The sequence below is a fragment of the Sphingopyxis sp. CCNWLW2 genome (genome assembly GCF_037095755.1).
Lineage (GTDB): Bacteria > Pseudomonadota > Alphaproteobacteria > Sphingomonadales > Sphingomonadaceae > Sphingopyxis.
Window position 1 is genome coordinate 250,652 of sequence record NZ_JBAWKJ010000001.1, and the last position, 17,987, is coordinate 268,638.

Below are 17,987 nucleotides of genomic sequence, written 5' to 3' on the forward strand. Positions count from 1 at the left end.
CGAAAATGTCCGTCATCCAATAATATGCATTTTTGTTGCATGTTTCAAATCGCGATCATACATGCGCATCAGATGCATGATTGGAGCGAGTCGTGAAACAGGACGGTCAGATCGATGAAGCCGCGCTCGAGCGCCTGATTCCGGCCTTTTACGACCGCGTGCGCGCGGACGCCGACATCGGCCCGCTGTTCAACGCCGCCGTGCACGACTGGCCCCACCATTTCGAAAAGCTCGTCGCCTTCTGGTCGTCGGTGATGCTGACCAGCGGCCGCTACAAGGGCAGCCCGGTCGCCGAGCATCTGAAACACAAGGATGCGATCACCCCCGCGATGTTCGACCGCTGGCTCGCGATCTGGGCCGACACTACGAACGAGTTGCTGGCGCCTGCCGCCGCGGCCGCTTTGCAGGCCAAGGCCGCGCGCATCGCCGAAAGCCTCCAGCTCGCCCTTTTCTTCCGCTTGGACGACCCCGCCGGTCGCCGCGCCGCCTGAAACCTCCCCTCCCCTTTTGATTTAAGGAGATCATATGCGTACCGCTTCCGCCCACGCGATGGAAATCGTCAAAGCCACCGCCCCAGCGCTCGAAAAGCACGGCCTCGCGATCACCACCGCGATGTACGCGCGCTTGTTCGAGAATAAGGATATCGAGGCGATGTTCGACCGCGCCGCGCAGACGAGCGGCGAACAGCCGAAGCGCCTCGCGGCGGCGATCCTCGCTTATGCGAAGAATATCGACAAGCTCCAGAACCTCGGAACCGCGGTGTCGCGCATGGTCGCCCGGCATATCGAAACCGGGGTGAAGCCGGAGCATTATCCCCATGTCGCCAATGCCCTGCTGCCCGCGATCCGCGACGTGCTGGGCGCCGAGGTCGCGACCGACGAAGTGCTCGCGGCGTGGGGCGAAGCCTATTGGATGCTCGCCGACATCCTGATCGCCGCCGAAGCGCAGGCGTATGAGGATGCCGAGGCGGCATAAACCTTTCGGCCAACAAAAAGCCCGCCGGAGCCTAGGCGCCGGCGGGCTTTTGTCATCTGCCAGAAACGCAGCTTATTCGGCGCGCGCCGGGATTCCGGTCATCAGCGTGTGAAGCTCGCCCGCTTCCCACATTTCCATCATAATGTCCGATCCGCCGACGAATTCGCCCTTCACATACAGCTGGGGGATCGTCGGCCAGTCGGAAAATTCCTTGATGCCCTGGCGGACTTCCATGTCCTGCAGCACGTCGACGGTTTCATATTCGATGCCGAGACGGTCGAGCATCGCGATCGCGCGCGAGGAAAAGCCGCACTGCGGGAACAAAGGCGTGCCCTTCATAAAGAGCAGGACGGGGTTGTCGGCGACCAGCTTGGCGATGCGGTCGTGGGTGGTCGGGTCGGTCATAGTCAGTCTCCGGGCAGGCGCGCCGTCGCGCCGCAAAAAGTTCATGCCCCCTATGAGGGGATGGCGGTCGTCAATTGCAAGGCATGAAGTTCGCCGCCCATGCGCCCCCCCAAGGCTGCATAGACCGCCTTGTGCTGTGCAACGCGGGTCATGCCGCGAAAAGATTCGCTCACGACATGCGCGGCATAATGGTCATTGTCGCCCGCAAGGTCGGTGATCGCAACCTCGGCATCGGGAAACGCCGCGACGATCATCGCCCGCAAATCATCTTCGCGCATGCCCATCGTTATCGCCTCAGTTCTGGCTGTCGATGAACTGGCGCCGCGCCTCGGCGGTCTTGTCGTTCAGCACCGACCGGATTTCGGCGTCGCTGATCTCGACCTGCGCCGCGGTCAGGTCGCCCGCGAGCTTGCGGATGACGTCCTCGTCGCCCGCTTCCTCGAAATCGGCCTGCACCACCGCCTTGGCATAGGCGTCGGTTTCCTCGGGGGTCAGACCCATGCGCTCGGCCGCCCATTCGCCGACCAGCCGGTTGCGGCGCGCGGTGATCCGGAACTGAACCTCCTGGTCGCGTGCAAATTCTGCCTCGAAGGCGCGTTCACGATCGTCGAATCCGCTCATTTTGTCCTCGTGCGAAGGGAATGTCCCCTCGCAGATAGGTCGCGCGCCCCCGCGGCGCAAGCCGCCTGTGCGGCAGATCACTTCCCTTTCGCTTACGAAGAGTTTAGGGTTTCGTCCCAAGGGAATGGGTCGCACCGCAGCAATGAAGACTACGCCTTGCCGGCGTCGCGTCGGCATGGTGTTTCGGCGCCTGTGTTTGGGGGATTTGTGATGACCGTTCGACGTCCGCAACTTGTGCCGATTCTGGTGGCGCTGGCATTTGCCGCGCCCGGAACCGCACTCGCACAGGGCATGGACCCGACGCTGCGCGACAGTTTTTCGATCGGCGATCAGGGCGGCTCGCTCTGCGAGGTGCAGGCAACCGTCCGCGACGAGGTGGTCAAGGGCATGTTCGACCGCGCCTGGACGATCGTCTGCCGCGATGCGAGCCAGCCGGTCGGCTATGTCCGGATGCTGCGCGCGACGCCCGAGGAGGCGCGCGCGCGCATCGATAACGCCATTGGACGGACGGGCGCGATCACGTGCGTCAAGGATGGCGGTTGCACCGTGCACGACACCAATATCGCATGGAAGACGCGGATCGAGGCGGCGGGCGGGACAACCTATGCCGTCGAAGGCTTCGAGGCCTATGGCGACGCGCTCGACATCGCGCTCGAATCGATCCGCCAGCGCAAGGTCGTGCCCGGCGTCATCAAGGTCGCGACCATCTCGGTCGGCGGCAACGACGGTTTTGCCCGGACGATCGCCGGAACGATCGACGTCGACAAGGCGCTGGCCGAGGGATATCGCCGCAACCACAGCGGCGACTATGCCGAGGCGGCCGAATTTTTCGAAGCGCTGTCGCGCCGCGCCGCCGAGGAACAATCGGCCGCCGACATCGACCCAACCGAAGTCACGCTGAACCGCGCGCTGCAACGCTCGAACCTGGGCGAATTCGCCGAAGCCGAACGCCTGTTCGCCGAGGTCGAGGCGATCCCGACCGGCGACCCGGTCCAGCTGCGCCTCCGCCGCAATTTCCGGGCAATCAACGCGCTCAACCAGCGCGATTATGACGGGGCGGCCGCGCGGCTCCAGACGCCGATCCCCCTGCTCACGACCGGCGTGACGGTGGCGGGCGACGCGGTGACGCTGACGCCGCAGATCGTCGCCGGGGTCAACAGCGGCGACAATGCCCGCGTCATCCGCCAGAGCAATGATCGCGAGCGGCTGTCGCCGCTCGAACGCGCGCAGATCATCGATGCACAGGCGATCCACCTGCTCGGCACGGTCGAGCGGCTGCGCGGCAATGCACAGGCGTCGAAGACCGCGCAACTCAAGGGGCTGACCGACGCCATTGCCGTACGAGAAGGCCGCGTCACCTCGATCATCCGCCTGCGATCGCAGATGCTCGGCGAACTCGCGCTGGCCGAAGAGGCGAGCGGCGACAAGGCGGCCGCCGACGCACGTTTCCGTGAATCGGTGAACCTGCTCGCCGTCGAATATCCCGAAACCAACGCGCTCGCCTCGGCCCGCGCGCGCTACGCCGCCTTCCTCACGCGCGAGGGACAGGACGACAAGGCGATGGGCATTTATCGCGAGGTCGTCACCGCTCTCGCCAATACCCAGCGCTCGACCGCGGGCATGGCGAACATGATGGCGCCCTATTACCGGCTGCTCGCCGCGCGTTCGGCGACCGAGCCCAAGGCGATCGAGGATTTCTTCGTCGCCAGCCAGCTCCAGATCCGCCCGGGTGTCGCCGATACGCAAGCGGTGCTCGCGCGCGAACTGTCGAGCGGCAGCAGCGACGGCGCCCGCCTGTTCCGTCAGGCGACAACGCTCAATCGCGATCTGGAACGCGCGCGGATCGAGGATGCGCGGCTCGCCCAGCTGCCCGAATCGCCCGAAGTCAACGCCTTGCGCGCCGATATCAAGGCGCAGCTCGGTAATTTGTCGGTCCAGCAGGCCGAAACCGTCGCCGCGCTGTCGGCCTTTCCGCAATATCGCGTCGTCGCATCGGGCAAGCTCGATCTTGCCGAACTGCAGCAGGTTCTGCGTCCGGGCGAAGCCTATTTGAAGATGCTCGTCGTCGGCGACGGCGTTTATGCGATGCTGGTCGAGCAAGGCGGGGCGCAGCTCTGGAAATCGGACATCAGCGCATCGGACCTTGACACCGCGGTCGACACGATCCGCTCGACGATTTCGCTCGTCGAAAATGGCCGCCGCGTCACCTATCCCTTCGACGCCGCCACCTCCTACAAGCTTTATGGCCAGCTGTTCGGCCCGGTCGCGGCGCGCCTGCCCACCATCGCGCACCTGATCTTCGAACCCGATGGCGCGATGCTGCGGCTGCCGATCAACCTCCTCGTCACCGCCGACACCGGGCTTGCCGCCTATGAAAAGCGGGTGCTCGACCCCAATGCCGATCCGTTCGACATGCGCCAGATCGCCTGGCTCGGCCGGACGTCGCGGCCGAGCACCGCGGTGTCGACGCTCGGCTTCCGCAACGCGCGGCAAGCGGCGCCATCGAAGGCGGCCAACCAATATTTCGGCCTCGGCGAGAATCTGCCGGTCGGCAGCCGGCTGCCCTCGCTCGGCACCCGCGGCGCCGTGGCGGGGGGCCTCGATGGCGATTGCCTGTGGGATGCCGCGCAATGGGCGCGCCCGATCTCGGCCGATGAGCTGGTGACCGCGCGCAACGCGATGGGCCGCGATGCGGGCACTTTGCTCACCGGCGGCGCCTTCACCGACAGTGCGGTGAAAAATCGCGCCGACCTTGGCGACTATCGCATCATCCATTTCGCCACGCACGGCCTCGTCACCGCGCCGCGTCCCGCTTGCCCCGCGCGCCCGGCGCTCGTCACTTCGTTCGGCGGGCAGGATTCGGACGGGCTGCTGACCTTCCAGGAAATCTTCGACCTCAAGATCGACGCCGACCTCGTCATCCTGTCGGCGTGCGACACCGCCGGCGCGGCGAGCGTCGCGGCGACGCGCGAAGCCGGGCTTTCGGGCGGCGGCAACGCCCTCGACGGGCTGGTGCGCAGCTTCATCGGTGCGGGCGGCCGGTCGGTGATCGCGAGCCACTGGCCCGCGCCCGACGATTTCGACGCGACCAGGCGGCTGATCGGCGGGCTGTTCGCCGCCAATCAGGGCACCAGCGTCGCCGACGCCCTATGGGGAACGCAGCTGCGCCTGATGGACGACCAGCAGACATCGCATCCCTATTATTGGGCGGGCTTTGCGATCATCGGAGACGGCGGCCAGGCGCTGCTCCACGACGGCGCGACCACCGCCGCGCGCGCGAAGGAGGCAGCCGGCCGCGCGGCCCGCTAAGTCGATGAACGCACCCGACGTCCTTGTTCCCGCGGCCGACGCGCCCGCGCAGGATGGCCGACAGGCCGCGGTGCCGCTGCGCAAGCGGGTGCGCCGGCTGGTCATGCAGCTCGGCCCGTCGCGGATGGCAGCGACGATCGTCTTCCTGATGATCGCGGTCCTGATCGCACGCTTCAGCTGGCAGATGCCGCTGATCGACGCCGCCGAACGCGCGCTTTACGACGCGCGCGCGACGCTGATGGCGCCGCATGTCGAACAAGATAAACGCATCACGCTCGTCACCTATAATGACGAAACCCTGTTCAACACCGGCATCCGCTCGCCGCTCGACCGCACCTTGCTCGCCAATGCGCTCGGCAATCTCGACCAGATGGGCGCGAAGGCGATCGGCATCGATATCGCCTTCGATTCGCCGCGCCCCGACGACGATCTGCTGAAGGCGCAGCTACGCGCGATGAAGACCCCGACCTGGCTGGCCTATGCCGAACAGGCAAGCAACCCGAACACGATCTTCTACGAACAGCAGAAATATCTCGAATCCTATATCGCCGACGTCACGACCGCGAAGACCAAGCCGACGAGCGTGTTGTTCCGCACCGACGACGACAGCGTGATCCGCAACTGGCCCGACCGGCCGAAGAATTTGCCGCCGTTGATGTCCAACGCGCTGGCGCCGGTCGACGCGGCGCATGCCAATTTCCAGGGCAATATCCGTTTCCTCGTCCCCGCACGCGCCGCGGCGGGGCAGGAAGAGCCCGTCTTCGCCAACATCCCGATCGACACCTTCGCGATGCCGATGGATGCCGAGATGCGCGCCGGTTTTTCGGAGCTGGTCAAGGGCCGCTATATCCTGATCGGCGGCGACATCATCGACAACGACCAGTTCAACACGCCACTCAGCCGTTTTCCCGACGCGATCACCGGCCAGCATGAGACGATGATCGGGCTCGAGGTCCATGCGCATATGCTCGCGCAGCAGCTCGACGGGGCGTGGACGCGGCCGATCGCCATGCCGGCGCTGTGGGTGCTCGCGGTGCTGATCGTCCTTGCCGGCGGGCTGACGAGCCTCATCGACCTTCGCGCGCGCTGGGTCGCGCTCGCCTTCCTTGGGCAAATGGCCTTTTTCATCGCCTTCCCCTTCTGGCTGCAGGGGCGCGGTATCGACACGACGACGCTGCCGACCTTCGGCTGGGCGGTCGGCTGGCTGTTCGGTTATGCCGCGGTGGGCACCGCCGCGCGCACGATCGGGTCGCGCCAGCGCGCCTTTGCCCAGTCGGCGCTCGGCAAATATCTGCCCGCCGACGTCGCGGCGCAGATCATGCGCGACCCCGACCAGTTGTCGCTCCACGGCGAGCGGCGCAATATCTTCTGCGTCTTCACCGACCTCGAAGGCTTTACGAAGCTCAGCCACGCGGTGACGCCGGAAACCGTCGCGCGGCTGCTCAACGAATATCTCGACCGCCTGTCCGACATCGTGCTCGAACATGGCGGAACGATCGACAAGTTCGTCGGCGATGCGATTGTCGCCTTCTGGGGCGCGCCGCTCAGCCGCCCCGACGATGGCGTGCGGGCGGCGGCGGCCGCGCTCGCCATGTATCAGGCGGGCGAGAAATACCGCGTCGACCTGGCGGCCGAAGACGTCCCGCCGATCGGAATGACGCGCGTGGGCCTGCACGTCGGCGACGCGATCGTCGGCAATTTCGGCGGCGAGGGACGCATCCAATACACCGCGCTCGGCGACAGCATGAACACCGCGTCACGGCTTGAAGCCGCGAACAAGGGCCTCAAAACCGGCGTGCTGATCTCGGCCGAAGCCGCCGCGCGCTCGGGCCGCGACGATCTTGTGCCAATGGGCCGCGTCACGCTGCGCGGCCGCGCGCAACCCGTCGATGTCTTCACCCCGCGCCCCGACCTTGCCCCCGACCAGCGCGCGCGCATCGCCGCATTGGTCGCCGCGCACACCGCGGGCGATAAAAAAACCTATGTGACCTGTGCCACAGCAATACAGGCGGATTTCGGTCAGGATGCAGCCATCATGTTTCTGATAGAACGCCTTAATGAGACCAAAGAGGGAGAAAGCTATGTCCTTTCCTGATTTCCGGATGCGCCGCTTCGGCCTCACCGCCGCCGCGGCCATCGCCGCCATCGCCATGGTCGGCACCGCCGCCGCCCAATCGATGGTCGTCCGCTCGACCGGCCCGTCGGCGGGCAAATATCCCGCCGGTGCCAAGCTCAAGTCCGCCGACAAGCTGACCCTCGTCGCGGGCGACAAGATCGTGCTGATGCAGGCCGGCAAAACCCGCACGCTGTCGGGGCCGGGCACCTTTGGCGCCACCGGCACGGTACAGGCGAGCCAGTCGCTCGGCGGCAACGTCACGCGCATGCTCGCCAAGGGTCCGACGATGCGGTCGCGCGGCGGGTTTTCGCGCGGTCCGGGCGATGAAACCCCCGCCAATGTCCGTGCGCCGAACCTCTGGTTGCTCGACTATCGCGAGGGCGGGACCTTTTGCGTCCTCGATCCCGCCGTGCTGATGTTGTGGCGCCCCAACATGGAAGGCGACACCGCGCTGGAGATCGAAAGCGCCGGCAAAAAAGCGACGGTCGCGATCGTCGACGGCGCGAATTTCCGCAAATGGCCGACCGATGTGCTGCCCGTCCAATATGGCACCGACTATCGCCTGTCGGGCGGCGGCCTCGCCAGGCCGGTGACGGTGCGTTTCGCCGCGATCGAAAATGCGCCCGACACGGTCGAGGGATCGGTCGATATGCTGATGGCGAAGGGCTGCTCGCCGCAGCTCAACCGCCTGGTCGACACGATGTCGGAAGCCGAAGCGGGATAAGGTAAATGGATGGGGCGGCGGCCATTGTCCCCGCCCTATCCGTCTGATAATCTTCCAAGGAAATTCCGCCGGTCGCGTGACGGAACATTTCCTTGGGTCGAAATTTGCGCTGCCGCTTTGCGGCAGCGCCAGTGGAGTTGGCGCATCGCGATCGTCGCGGCGCGCCCATACGCAAGGGGTGGTGATGGCCGTGTCGGGGGACTTCGGAATACATGCGATTATCCGGCCGAAGCGCGCCGCGATCCGCAGCGCGCTGGCCGGTTCGGCGGCGCTGATCGCCGCGGTCCTGCCCGCCGCAGCGTGGGCGCAGGCGACTCCGCAAATCCCGACGCGCGAGGAAATCCAGCGCCCGCCGCCGGTGCCCGCGATCCAGCCCAATGAACAGGTCGTCGCGGTCGATGACGGCATCGAGCGCGCGCCTTGCCCGCTCGCCAGTCCCGAGTTCGCCAATGTCCGCTTCACGCTGCGCGGGGTCGAATTTTCGAGCGTCGAGGGCATCGACAATGCGGTGCTGGCGCCGAGCTGGTCCGACCGCGTCGGCCAGGAACTGCCGATTTCGGCGGTGTGCGACATTCGCGACCGCGCCGCGACGATCTTGCGGGCAAAGGGCTATCTGGCGGCGGTCCGCGTGCCGCCGCAGACGATCGGCGACGGTGTCGTCCGGCTCGATATCTTGTCGGCGCGCATGTCGCGGATCGAGGTACGCGGCGACGCGGGCGCGAACGAACGCCTGCTGCAACGCTATCTGTCGCGGCTCGACGACCAGCCGGTGTTCAACATCGTCGACGCCGAACGCTATCTGCTCCTCGCACGCGACATTCCGGGGATGGACGCGCGCCTGACGCTGCGCCCCGGCGCGGTTCCGGGAGAGGTCGTCGGCGAAATCACCGTCGCCCGCACCCCCTTCACCTTCGACTTCAACGCGCAGAATTTCGGCTCACGCGACGTCGGCCGCTGGGGTGGCATCGCGCGCGCGCGCTTCGCCGGCCTCACCGGCATGGGCGACCTCACCACGGTCAGCTTTTATGCGACCCCCGATTTCGACGAGCAAAAAGTCGTGCAGGCGTCGCACGAGTTCCGCGTCGGCGGCGAAGGGCTCCGCTTCGGCGCCAGCTATACCTATGCCTGGACGCGCCCCGACATCACCGGCTTTCCGGTCAAGTCGAACACCCAGATCGTCAGCCTGTTCACCGCTTACCCCCTTGTGTTGACACAGGCGCACCGTGTGACCCTCGGCGGCGGGCTCGATATTATCGATCAGGACATCAGCCTCGCCAGCATTCCGATCAACCACGACCGGCTGCGCGTCTTCAACCTCCGCGCGGACGCTAGCTGGATCGACCCCGGCTCGATCGCAGGGCGCGGCGGTTACAGCCCCAGCGAACCGCGCTGGTCGCTTTCAACCTCGTTCGAGGCGCGCAAGGGTGCTTCCTTCCTCGGTGCCAGCGACGATTGCGGTCCCGGCGGCACGGCGTGTTTCCTGCCCGGCGCGATCCCGCTGACGCGTGTCCAGGGACAGCCCGACGCCTTCCTCGTCCGCGCCAATGCGCTCGCCGAATGGCGGCCGGCAAAGCTGTTCACGCTGTCGGCGGCGCCGCGCGCGCAGTGGGCGAACGATCCCTTGCTCGCCTATGAGGAATTTTCGGGCGGCAATTTCACCGTCGGGCGCGGCTTCGACCCCGGCACGGTGATCGGCGACAGCGGCGTCGCGGTGGCTTTGGAAGCACGCTACGGCTCGTTCGTTCCCGCCAATACCGAGAGCTTCGCTTTCCAGCCGTTCGTCTTTTTCGACGCCGCGTGGGTGTGGAACAAGGATAGCGCCTTCGACGGGCTCGATCCGCAGAAACTCTATTCGGCGGGGGGCGGCATACGCGTTGCCTACGGCGATCTCGCGCGGCTCGACATGACGCTCGCCGTACCGCTGAACCGCGGCGGTTTCCTCGCCGAGCGGCCCGATCCGCGGCTGCTGATATCGCTGACAACCTTATTCGGCGTGAGGGCGCGCTGACCATGAATTTTGCATCGAGGACAACGGATATGCGTGCCATCGCCTCCCTCTCGCCCAGCGGCCCCGGCAAGCAGCGACTGCTGACGAGCTGCGCGATCGCCGCCGGGATGATGGCACTCGCCTATGGCGGCCCCGCGCTGGCGCAGGTCGCGGGGTCAGGCACGATCACGACCCTCCCTTCGGGGACGACCGCGGGCACGGGCGTGAATCCCTCGACGGTCAACGTCACCGGGCCGCAAAGCATTGTCGACTGGACGCCGTCCAATACTCCGGTTGCGGGCGTGATCGACTTCCTGCCGGGAGGCAACACACTGAACTATGTCGGCGACACCGCAGGCTATGTCGTCCTCAACCGGTTCGTCGACGGGGCGGGCACCTCGATTACCGACCAGATCGGGCTGAATGGCATTGTAAACAGCTATGTCGGAGCGACGACCGGGCCGCGCGGCGGCAATATCTGGTTCTATAACGCCGGCGGCATCCTGATCGGCGCGACCGGCATAATCAACGTCGGCAGCCTTGTCCTCACCACCAACGACATCATCACCACGGGCGGCCTGTTCGGTCCGGGCGGAGAGATCCGGTTCAACGGGGCGGCGGGCAGCACGTCGGCGATCACCGTCAACGGCGCGATTAACGCGAACAATGTCGGCAACCCCGGCAGCAGCTACATCGCGCTGGTCGCGCCGCGCGTTGTCCAGGCGGGCGCCGTGCGGGTCGACGGGTCGGCCGCCTATGTCGCCGCCGAACAGGCCGAAATCCGCATCAACGGCGGCCTCTTCGACATCAACGTCACCCGGGGGGTCGAAGGCGGCAACGCGATCACCCACACGGGCACGACCACCGGCCCCGCGCATCAGGACGGCGATACCGACCAGAGCCGCATCTATATGGTCGCCATTCCCAAGAATGACGCGGTGACGATGCTGGTGTCGGGCGCGATCGGCTATGACGACGCCGTCTCGGCAACAGAGGAAGACGGCGCGGTGCGCCTGTCGGCGGGCTATAATATCGTCGGCGGCGACCTGGCGACGACCCCGGTCAACGCAACCGCGGCGAACATCACCGCGGGCGACACGCTGTTCCGCAGCAGCACGGTCGCGCGCGCCAGCAACGTCCTTGCCGCGCAGCCGACGCAGCCCCTGCCCTCTTCGCCCCCGCCGCTGTCGTCGGCCGGCCAGTTCTTCGTCGAAGGCAACGGGACCTTCATCGGCGACGCGAGCGCGACGGTTTCGATCGGCGCCAACCAGTCGGGCGGCGCCGCCGGCACCTTTACCGTGCAATCGGGCGGCCGGGACAGTGCGCCCGGCAATGCCGCGGTCAATATCACCGGCGGGACGTTCTCGGCGCCGGGTGCGCTCTCGATCCTCGCCTCGGGCACTCCCGATGCCCTTACCGGCGACAGTCAGGGCGGCACCGCCAGCCTGACAATCACCGGCGGCAGCGTGACAACGGCGGGGGTTACGGTCGAGGCCAACGGCTTCGGCGACCGCGACGCGGGCGGCTCAAGCGGTAACGGACGCGGCGGCAATGCAAGCATTTCGGTCAGCGGCACCGGCAGCTCGCTGACCGCCGGCAATATCTTCATCAATGCGCTCGGTACGGGCGACAGAAATTTTGTCAGCGGACCGCCCGCCGCCAACGGCAGCGGCACCGGGGGCACGGCAAGCCTGACTGTTGCGAACGGCGGCAGCGTCGGGCCCGCGGCGCTGCTGTCGCTCGACGCGCGCGGACTCGGCGGCATTGGCCTCACCCAGTCGGGCGACGGCACCGGCGGCACCGCGCGCATCACGGTGTCGGGCACCGGCTCCACTTTGTCGACCACGCAAAGTTTCGTTCAGGCCGCGGGCGAAGGCGGCCGGAATGTCGGCGGATTCCTGACGCAGAATGGCGGCAACGGGACCGGCGGCACGGCGGAAATATTGATCAATGCCGACGCGACGTCGGTCGTGTCGCTGGGCGACCTCGGCGCCAGCGGCTTCGGCCGCGGCGGCGATGCGGGCGGAAGCGAGAATACCACCGGCGGCGATGCGCTGGGCGGTATCGCGAGGCTGACCGTCGACGGCGGCATCAATGCGCAATTCACCTCTATAACGCTGGATGCCTCTGCGGCTGCCGGAACAGCAACGACGCCGAGCGGCACCACCGGTCAGGCGGGCAACGCGCGCGCAAACAATGTGACATTGGCGGCGACCAACGGCTCGACCATCAGCAGCAGCGGCGTCATCAATCTTTTCGCGGTCGGCATGAATCGCTTTCCATTCAATCCTGCCGGAGAAAATTTCGGATCGGGTACGGGTGGCAATGTCGCCGTCAACGCGACCGCAGGGGGTACGATCAGCACCGGCAATCGTTTCACTGTCCAGGCGATGGGCGGAAACATGTCCAACGCCGTCACGCAAAGCGCCGGAAACGGCGTTGGCGGCAATGTCGACTTCCTCGCCGACGGCGGAACCATCGTGGCCGAGGTCTATGAGGTCAATGCCAGCAGCAGCACGGCCCATGTGGTTGGCACGGGCGGCGCCGCGCAGGGCGGGACGATCGACCTATTTGCCCGCAATGGCGGGGAAATCCGGGCGACTCTCGACGCAACGAACCAGCTCCACGTCAGCGCGACTTCCGGCAGCAGCGCCGCCGGCGCCGCGGCGATGGGCGGGACGATCCAGCTGATCGCCGATGGCGGCCGCCTCGACCTGGGCGTCGGGGCCGACCTGATCGCGGGCGGCACGTCGGGGGGTGCGATAACGGCGGGAGCGACCGACCCGACCGGCATCGGCGGAACCATCCTGATCGGGACGACCGCCAGTTCCGGCAGCGCAATCGACTATGGCCAGATTTTTGCGGTAGCGGACGGCCGTACTGCGGTGGAGCTCGAGGTTCCGGGCGGGCCGATCGATAGCAGCGGAAATGGACTTGGCGGCACGGTCACGCTCGATGTCCGGGGAGGCACCCTGTCGGGCGGTCTTATCGAACTGTCGGCCAATGGCGTCGGCAGCGGCGGCAGCGCGAACGGCACCGGCGGCACCGCGACCTTCACCCAGACCGGCGGCGACATCTCGATCAGCGACTTGAGCGTCAGCGCCGACGGCATCGGTGGCATTGCCCAGGGCGTGTCGGGCACGGGCACTGGCGGTGTCACGACGATCGACCTGTCGGGCGGGACGATCACCGCCGCCGACATCATCGCATCGGCGAACGGCGAAGGCCGTTCGGGGATGGACGGGAATGATGACGATCCGGCCAACATCATCGCGGGCGGCACCGGCGGTGCGGGTGTCGGCGGCAATGCGGCCATCAACATCGGCGGCACTGCCGTCGTCGATGCGAGCGTCATCGAGGCCAATGCCAACGGCACCGGCGGCACCGGCGGCGGCTTCAACGCGGGTTTCGGGTCCCCACCCGGAACGCCCGGCAATGGCGGAAACGGGTCCGGCGGCACCGCCAGCGTCAACCTGACCGGCGGCTCCGTCACGGCGAGCAGCGTGACCGCCGAGGCATCGGGCATCGGCGGCGAGGGCGGCTCTTCCTTCTTCTCGAGCAGTTCGGGCAGCGCGACCGGCGTCGGCGTCGGCGGCGGGGGCGGCATCGGCCGGGGTGGGCGCGCGACGATCGGACTGGCGGCGACGTCGGGCACGATCACCGACGTCGGTGCCGTTGCGCAGGGCACCGGCGGCCTTGGCGGCACGCACAATGTCGGCGGCACGGGCGGCGATGGCTATGGCGGTATCGCACAGGCGATCGTCGACGATTTCGACGCGGGCACGCTCCAGATCGCGCTCGATTCGACGGCGCAGGGCGGAAACGGCGCTAACGGCCGCGACGGAGGCGGCGGCAACGGCGGCAACGCCTTTGGCGGGACATCGAGCGTCCTCGCCGACGGCCCCAATGCGATCGTCGAGGTCACGCAGGCCAATTTCGTCACCGGCGCGACCGGCGGCAATGGCGGTAACGGCAACCTGGGCTTCGCTTCGTCAGCGGCGATCGCGCCTTCGGGCGGCGATGGCGGCAGCGCGCAGGGAGGCGCGATCGAGGTCATTTCGCGCGACGGCGCGGCGATGACGCTCGGCCTGGCCGCAGGCGACGTCGTGGAACTCGGCAGCACGGGCATCGGCGGCAACGGCGGCAACGGCAGCACCGCCGATTTCGGCGCCGGCAATATTGGCGGCGATGGCGGCCTCGGCGGCGGCGGGGTCGGCGGATCGGTACGGCTGATCGCCGACGGCGGCACGGTCACGACCGCCGGCGAGTCTCTGGAAATCAATGTCAGCGGCCAGTCGGGAACCGGCGGCAACGGCGGCCTTGCCGGCGGCGGCGGCAGCCTGCCCGGCACAAACGGCGGTTTTGCGGGCACCGGCGGCGGACGCGTCCATATCGATGCGCTGACAACCAACGCCGGCCCCGGCCTGATCGACCTTGGCAACACCAATATCTTTGCCAGCGGCGATACCGCCGGCCGAGTCGAAATTCGCAGCGACAGCCGGATCAACTTCACCAGCCTCGACGTCGAGGTGCGCGGCCTTGCCAATCCGACCAACAACGACACCGGCACAGCGCCCGCGGGCATCTTCCTTGGCGCGACCGGCGGCACGATCGAAGCCGGCAGCCTGACGCTCGGCACCGACGGCTCGATCGGCCTTTATGCGGAGGGCGCCGGGCACGTGATCGTCGGCGAAACGGCGCAGCTGCAGGCGGGCGACCAGATCGATATCCGCCACGACCTGCGCGGAGCCAATGCGGCACCGACGATCGAGGCCACCGACGATCTGTTCATCGTCGCCGGAACCAGCATCAGCGGCGCGCCGGGTAGCCTGCTCGCCGCAGGGGGCACGCTCTCGCTGACCGGCGAAGGCCCCGCGGCGACGATCGGTGTCGACCGCCTCGACGCCACCGATATCGCGATCAACGGCGGCGGCGCCGCGAGCGTCGAACATGCCGAAGCGGTCAATGATTTCGCCGCGAGCGCCGCGAGCTTCCGTACCGGGCTGAATTCAATCATCACCGGCGGCGATATCTCGATCACCTCGCCCGGTGCCGTCGATCTCGGCAACTCGACCGCGGGCGGCTTTGTCCAGGTCCAGGGCCAGTCGATCACCTTCAACTCGATCACCGCCGGCCTGTCGGTCGGGCTTTCGGCGGAGGGGACGACCGCGGGCGCCGAAGGAATCCGCGGCGGGTCGATCAGTGCGGGCGAGGACATCAACCTCTTCGCTAACAGCATCGCGCTCACCGGCAATGTCACGGGCGCGGCGTCCTTCTTCGCCTTCGGCACCGGCGGCGCGGTTGCGGTGAACAATGCCGACGTCGATGGGAACATCTCAATCTTCTCGGCCGCCGACCTTTCCGGCATCTATGTGGCGGGCGGCAATATCTTCCTGAATTCGGACGCCAATATCAACGCTTCGGCGCAGGCGAATGGCGGTTATGTCGACCGCAACGGTATCGCGGCGGAGGGCAATCTGTTCGTCATCGCCGCGGACAATGCGGCGCTCACCGACAGCTCGGCGGCGCGCATGTTCGGCGTCAACGCCGGGGCCGCGGCGTCGATCGATGGCGGCACGGCGGGCGAAGATGTCCTCGTCATTGCGGGAACGACCGCCAGCCTGACCGATGTCACGGGCGGCGACGACATCACCGTCCGCGCTGCGGGCAATATCGACGCGCTAAACGTCCGCACTACCGGCACTGGCGCCGACACGCATATCCTCGATTTCTCGACAGCCTCGGGCAGCCCGACCTTCACCATCGGCACGGGCGAAGGGTCGCAAGGCATCAATGGCGCCGACATCGTGATGGCGTCGACCGCCGGCGCGATCGAAGCGGCGACGCTGTCCGCCGGCGACGATATCCTGCTCAACGCCGCGAACAGCATTGCCGTCAACGGCGCGACGACGCTCGGCCTCGGCACCACGGGCGGTGACAGCAGCATCCGCACGCAGGGCGGCGGGGCGACGCTCGCAGGCCTCGATGCCTTCAGCGACGTCGTGGTCGATGCGGCGGGTATCGCCAATCTGACCGGCACCGTGGCGGCGGGACGCAATGCGACGATCACCGCGCAGGGCGTGACGCTCGCCGCGCTCACCAGCCCCGGCGGCTCCGCGATCCCGACGCTGAGCGCCGACGGCGATGTCGTCGTCAATTCGTCCGCGGGCATATCGGGCGGCGGCGTCCGCGCGCTGGGCAATGCGACGCTGACCGCGGGGACCGCGATCGGCATCACGTCGATCGAGGGACAGGATGTGACGCTCACCGGCGCGACCGGGGTCGCCGCGAACCAGGCCAATGTCCTCGGCACGACCAGCCTCGACAGCAGCGACGGCAATATCCAGCTCGGCAGCCTCATCGCGGCGGGTACGATCAACGCCAGCGGCAATGCGATCCGCATTGAGAGCGGCGGCGATCTGCATTTTGCCACGCTGACCACCGACGTCGGCGACGCCTATGTCCGCGGGGGAGGCGACTTCTCGGTCGCCACCGGCACTGTCGCCGGCACCGCCGACCTTCGCACGCAGGGCGAGGCGATGACCATCGGCAACCTCACCGCTGCGAACGCGATCATCGAAAATGCGGGCGGCTTCCTCAATCTCGATACTGTTACCGTCGCGGGCAACCTCACCGCCGCGGCGCGCGCATCGCTCGGGATCAACGGCGTCGTCACCGGCCAGTCGATCTCGCTCGCCTCGGCGGGAATCAGCATTGCGCCGACGGGCCGCGTCGGCACCGCGGGCGTGACCCAGCAGCTGTCGGTCGCCAACAACAACACCGCCAACCAGACCTTCGTCGGTGGCACTGCCGGCCCGAACGGGCCCAACGGCTATCATATCGACGCCGACGAGCTGACGCGCCTCTATGGCACACAGATCGAAATCTTCGCGCCCGAGGTGCAGAGCGCGGGCCCCGTTTCGGTCGGGTCGGCAACGCCGCCCGACGTCGTCGTCGACACCTTCACGATGACCGGCGGCGCATCGAACGCCAACCTCGGCGCCAATGGCGCGCTGACGATCCGCACCCCGGGCAAGATGCGCGTGATCGGCAATGTCCAGCTGACGGGCCTCACCGACGCCAACGCGCTCAACCTTGTTGCGGGCGACGCGCTCGAGGTCATCCTCGGCCGCGGCAGCGTCCGGTTGCTCGGGGCAAATAATGCGCCGGGCGGGCAGCTCAACTTGGCATCGGACGACATCATCGTCGCGACCGAAGCCGCCATTACCGCGGTTGGCGCGGCGACGACGACCGACGCGATCAATACGCGCCTCGGCCAGAATGACGGCGTCACGCTCGACGAGGGCGCGCTGTTCGCGCGCGGCATCCGCGCCGACGTCGCGGGCGGCTTCTACGTCCAGAACAGCGGGGCGGGCACCGACTTCGCGCAGCGCCGTGGGCTGACCTTCGGCGCCGGAGGGCTCGACGTGCGAACGCAAGGGACGTCGCGCATCGTCATCAACGGGGTGCAGCTTGGCGCGGGCGGCCAGATCACCGGCATCGACACGGTCCCGCTGCTGACGATCAATGGCGCAGCGCCGGTGGTCGGCAGCTATGATCGCCGGTCGACCTTCAATGGCTGCCTTATCGCCAGTCCGAGCGGCTGCACGACCGTGACCTTCGAGTTCCAGACCAATTTCCCGGTCCAGGATATCATCGACGAAGAGGTCGAAGATGAGGCGCGTGGCGAGGGCAATAATTTCCCGCAGCCGCTGATCACGATGCGCGACATCGATCCGATGACCGGCGAGCCGCTGCTCGACGATCCGGTGACCGGCGCGGGTAACGACGATCTGTGGACGCCGCCGCAGCAATAAGGCTTTCGGTTGACGCCGGCGGGCGGAGCAAGG

10 protein-coding genes are annotated in these 17,987 nt (G+C 67.2%); 7 read left to right on the top strand and 3 right to left on the bottom strand.

The window, feature by feature from the left end; translation table 11 throughout:
• Positions 1-92: 92 nt before the first annotated feature.
• Together V8J55_RS01110 and V8J55_RS01115 are read left to right on the top strand one after the other, a co-directional pair.
• Positions 93-491, top strand: a complete 399-nt coding sequence (locus V8J55_RS01110; protein ID WP_336444001.1) for a group III truncated hemoglobin — start codon at positions 93-95, stop codon at positions 489-491.
• A gap of 34 nt (positions 492-525) precedes the next feature.
• Positions 526-975 carry a globin domain-containing protein gene (locus tag V8J55_RS01115; RefSeq protein ID WP_336444002.1) on the top strand — a complete coding sequence of 150 codons (450 nt, stop codon included), beginning with the start codon at positions 526-528 and terminating at the stop codon, positions 973-975.
• Between the two features lie 72 nt (positions 976-1,047).
• Here V8J55_RS01115 and grxD read toward each other — a convergent pair whose 3' ends face one another.
• From grxD to V8J55_RS01130, 3 genes are read right to left on the bottom strand one after another with little or no spacing between them, the layout of a single operon-like run.
• Positions 1,048-1,380 (bottom strand): Grx4 family monothiol glutaredoxin, encoded by a 333-nt coding sequence (gene grxD / locus V8J55_RS01120; protein WP_037514675.1) that lies wholly within the window; start codon positions 1,378-1,380, stop codon positions 1,048-1,050.
• Positions 1,381-1,430: 50 nt separating this feature from the next.
• The gene (locus tag V8J55_RS01125) at positions 1,431-1,664 is read right to left on the bottom strand and encodes a BolA/IbaG family iron-sulfur metabolism protein (RefSeq protein ID WP_037514674.1); all 234 of its coding nucleotides are present in this window, start codon (positions 1,662-1,664) and stop codon (positions 1,431-1,433) included.
• Positions 1,665-1,674: 10 nt separating this feature from the next.
• Positions 1,675-2,001: a DUF1476 domain-containing protein gene (locus V8J55_RS01130; RefSeq protein ID WP_037514673.1), complete on the bottom strand. Its 327-nt coding sequence runs from the start codon at positions 1,999-2,001 to the stop codon at positions 1,675-1,677.
• A 210-nt stretch (positions 2,002-2,211) separates the two neighbouring features.
• Between V8J55_RS01130 and V8J55_RS01135 the strand changes: the two genes are divergently transcribed.
• The 5 genes from V8J55_RS01135 (at position 2,212) to V8J55_RS01155 (ending at position 17,954) form a co-directional block, all read left to right on the top strand.
• The gene (locus tag V8J55_RS01135; RefSeq protein WP_336444003.1) at positions 2,212-5,310 is read left to right on the top strand and encodes a CHAT domain-containing protein; all 3,099 of its coding nucleotides are present in this window, start codon (positions 2,212-2,214) and stop codon (positions 5,308-5,310) included.
• A 4-nt stretch (positions 5,311-5,314) separates the two neighbouring features.
• Positions 5,315-7,405: an adenylate/guanylate cyclase domain-containing protein gene (locus tag V8J55_RS01140; protein ID WP_336444004.1), complete on the top strand. Its 2,091-nt coding sequence runs from the start codon at positions 5,315-5,317 to the stop codon at positions 7,403-7,405.
• The gene (locus tag V8J55_RS01145; protein ID WP_336444005.1) at positions 7,392-8,150 is read left to right on the top strand and encodes a hypothetical protein; all 759 of its coding nucleotides are present in this window, start codon (positions 7,392-7,394) and stop codon (positions 8,148-8,150) included. Before V8J55_RS01140 ends, V8J55_RS01145 begins: the two co-directional genes overlap by 14 nt.
• Positions 8,151-8,334: 184 nt before the next feature.
• Complete coding sequence (locus V8J55_RS01150; protein WP_336444006.1) at positions 8,335-10,158, top strand: ShlB/FhaC/HecB family hemolysin secretion/activation protein; 1,824 nt, start codon at positions 8,335-8,337, stop codon at positions 10,156-10,158.
• Between the two features lie 29 nt (positions 10,159-10,187).
• A complete protein-coding gene (locus V8J55_RS01155) occupies positions 10,188-17,954 on the top strand; it encodes a beta strand repeat-containing protein (RefSeq protein WP_336444007.1) in 7,767 nt (2,588 codons plus the stop codon).
• Positions 17,955-17,987 lie beyond the last annotated feature (33 nt).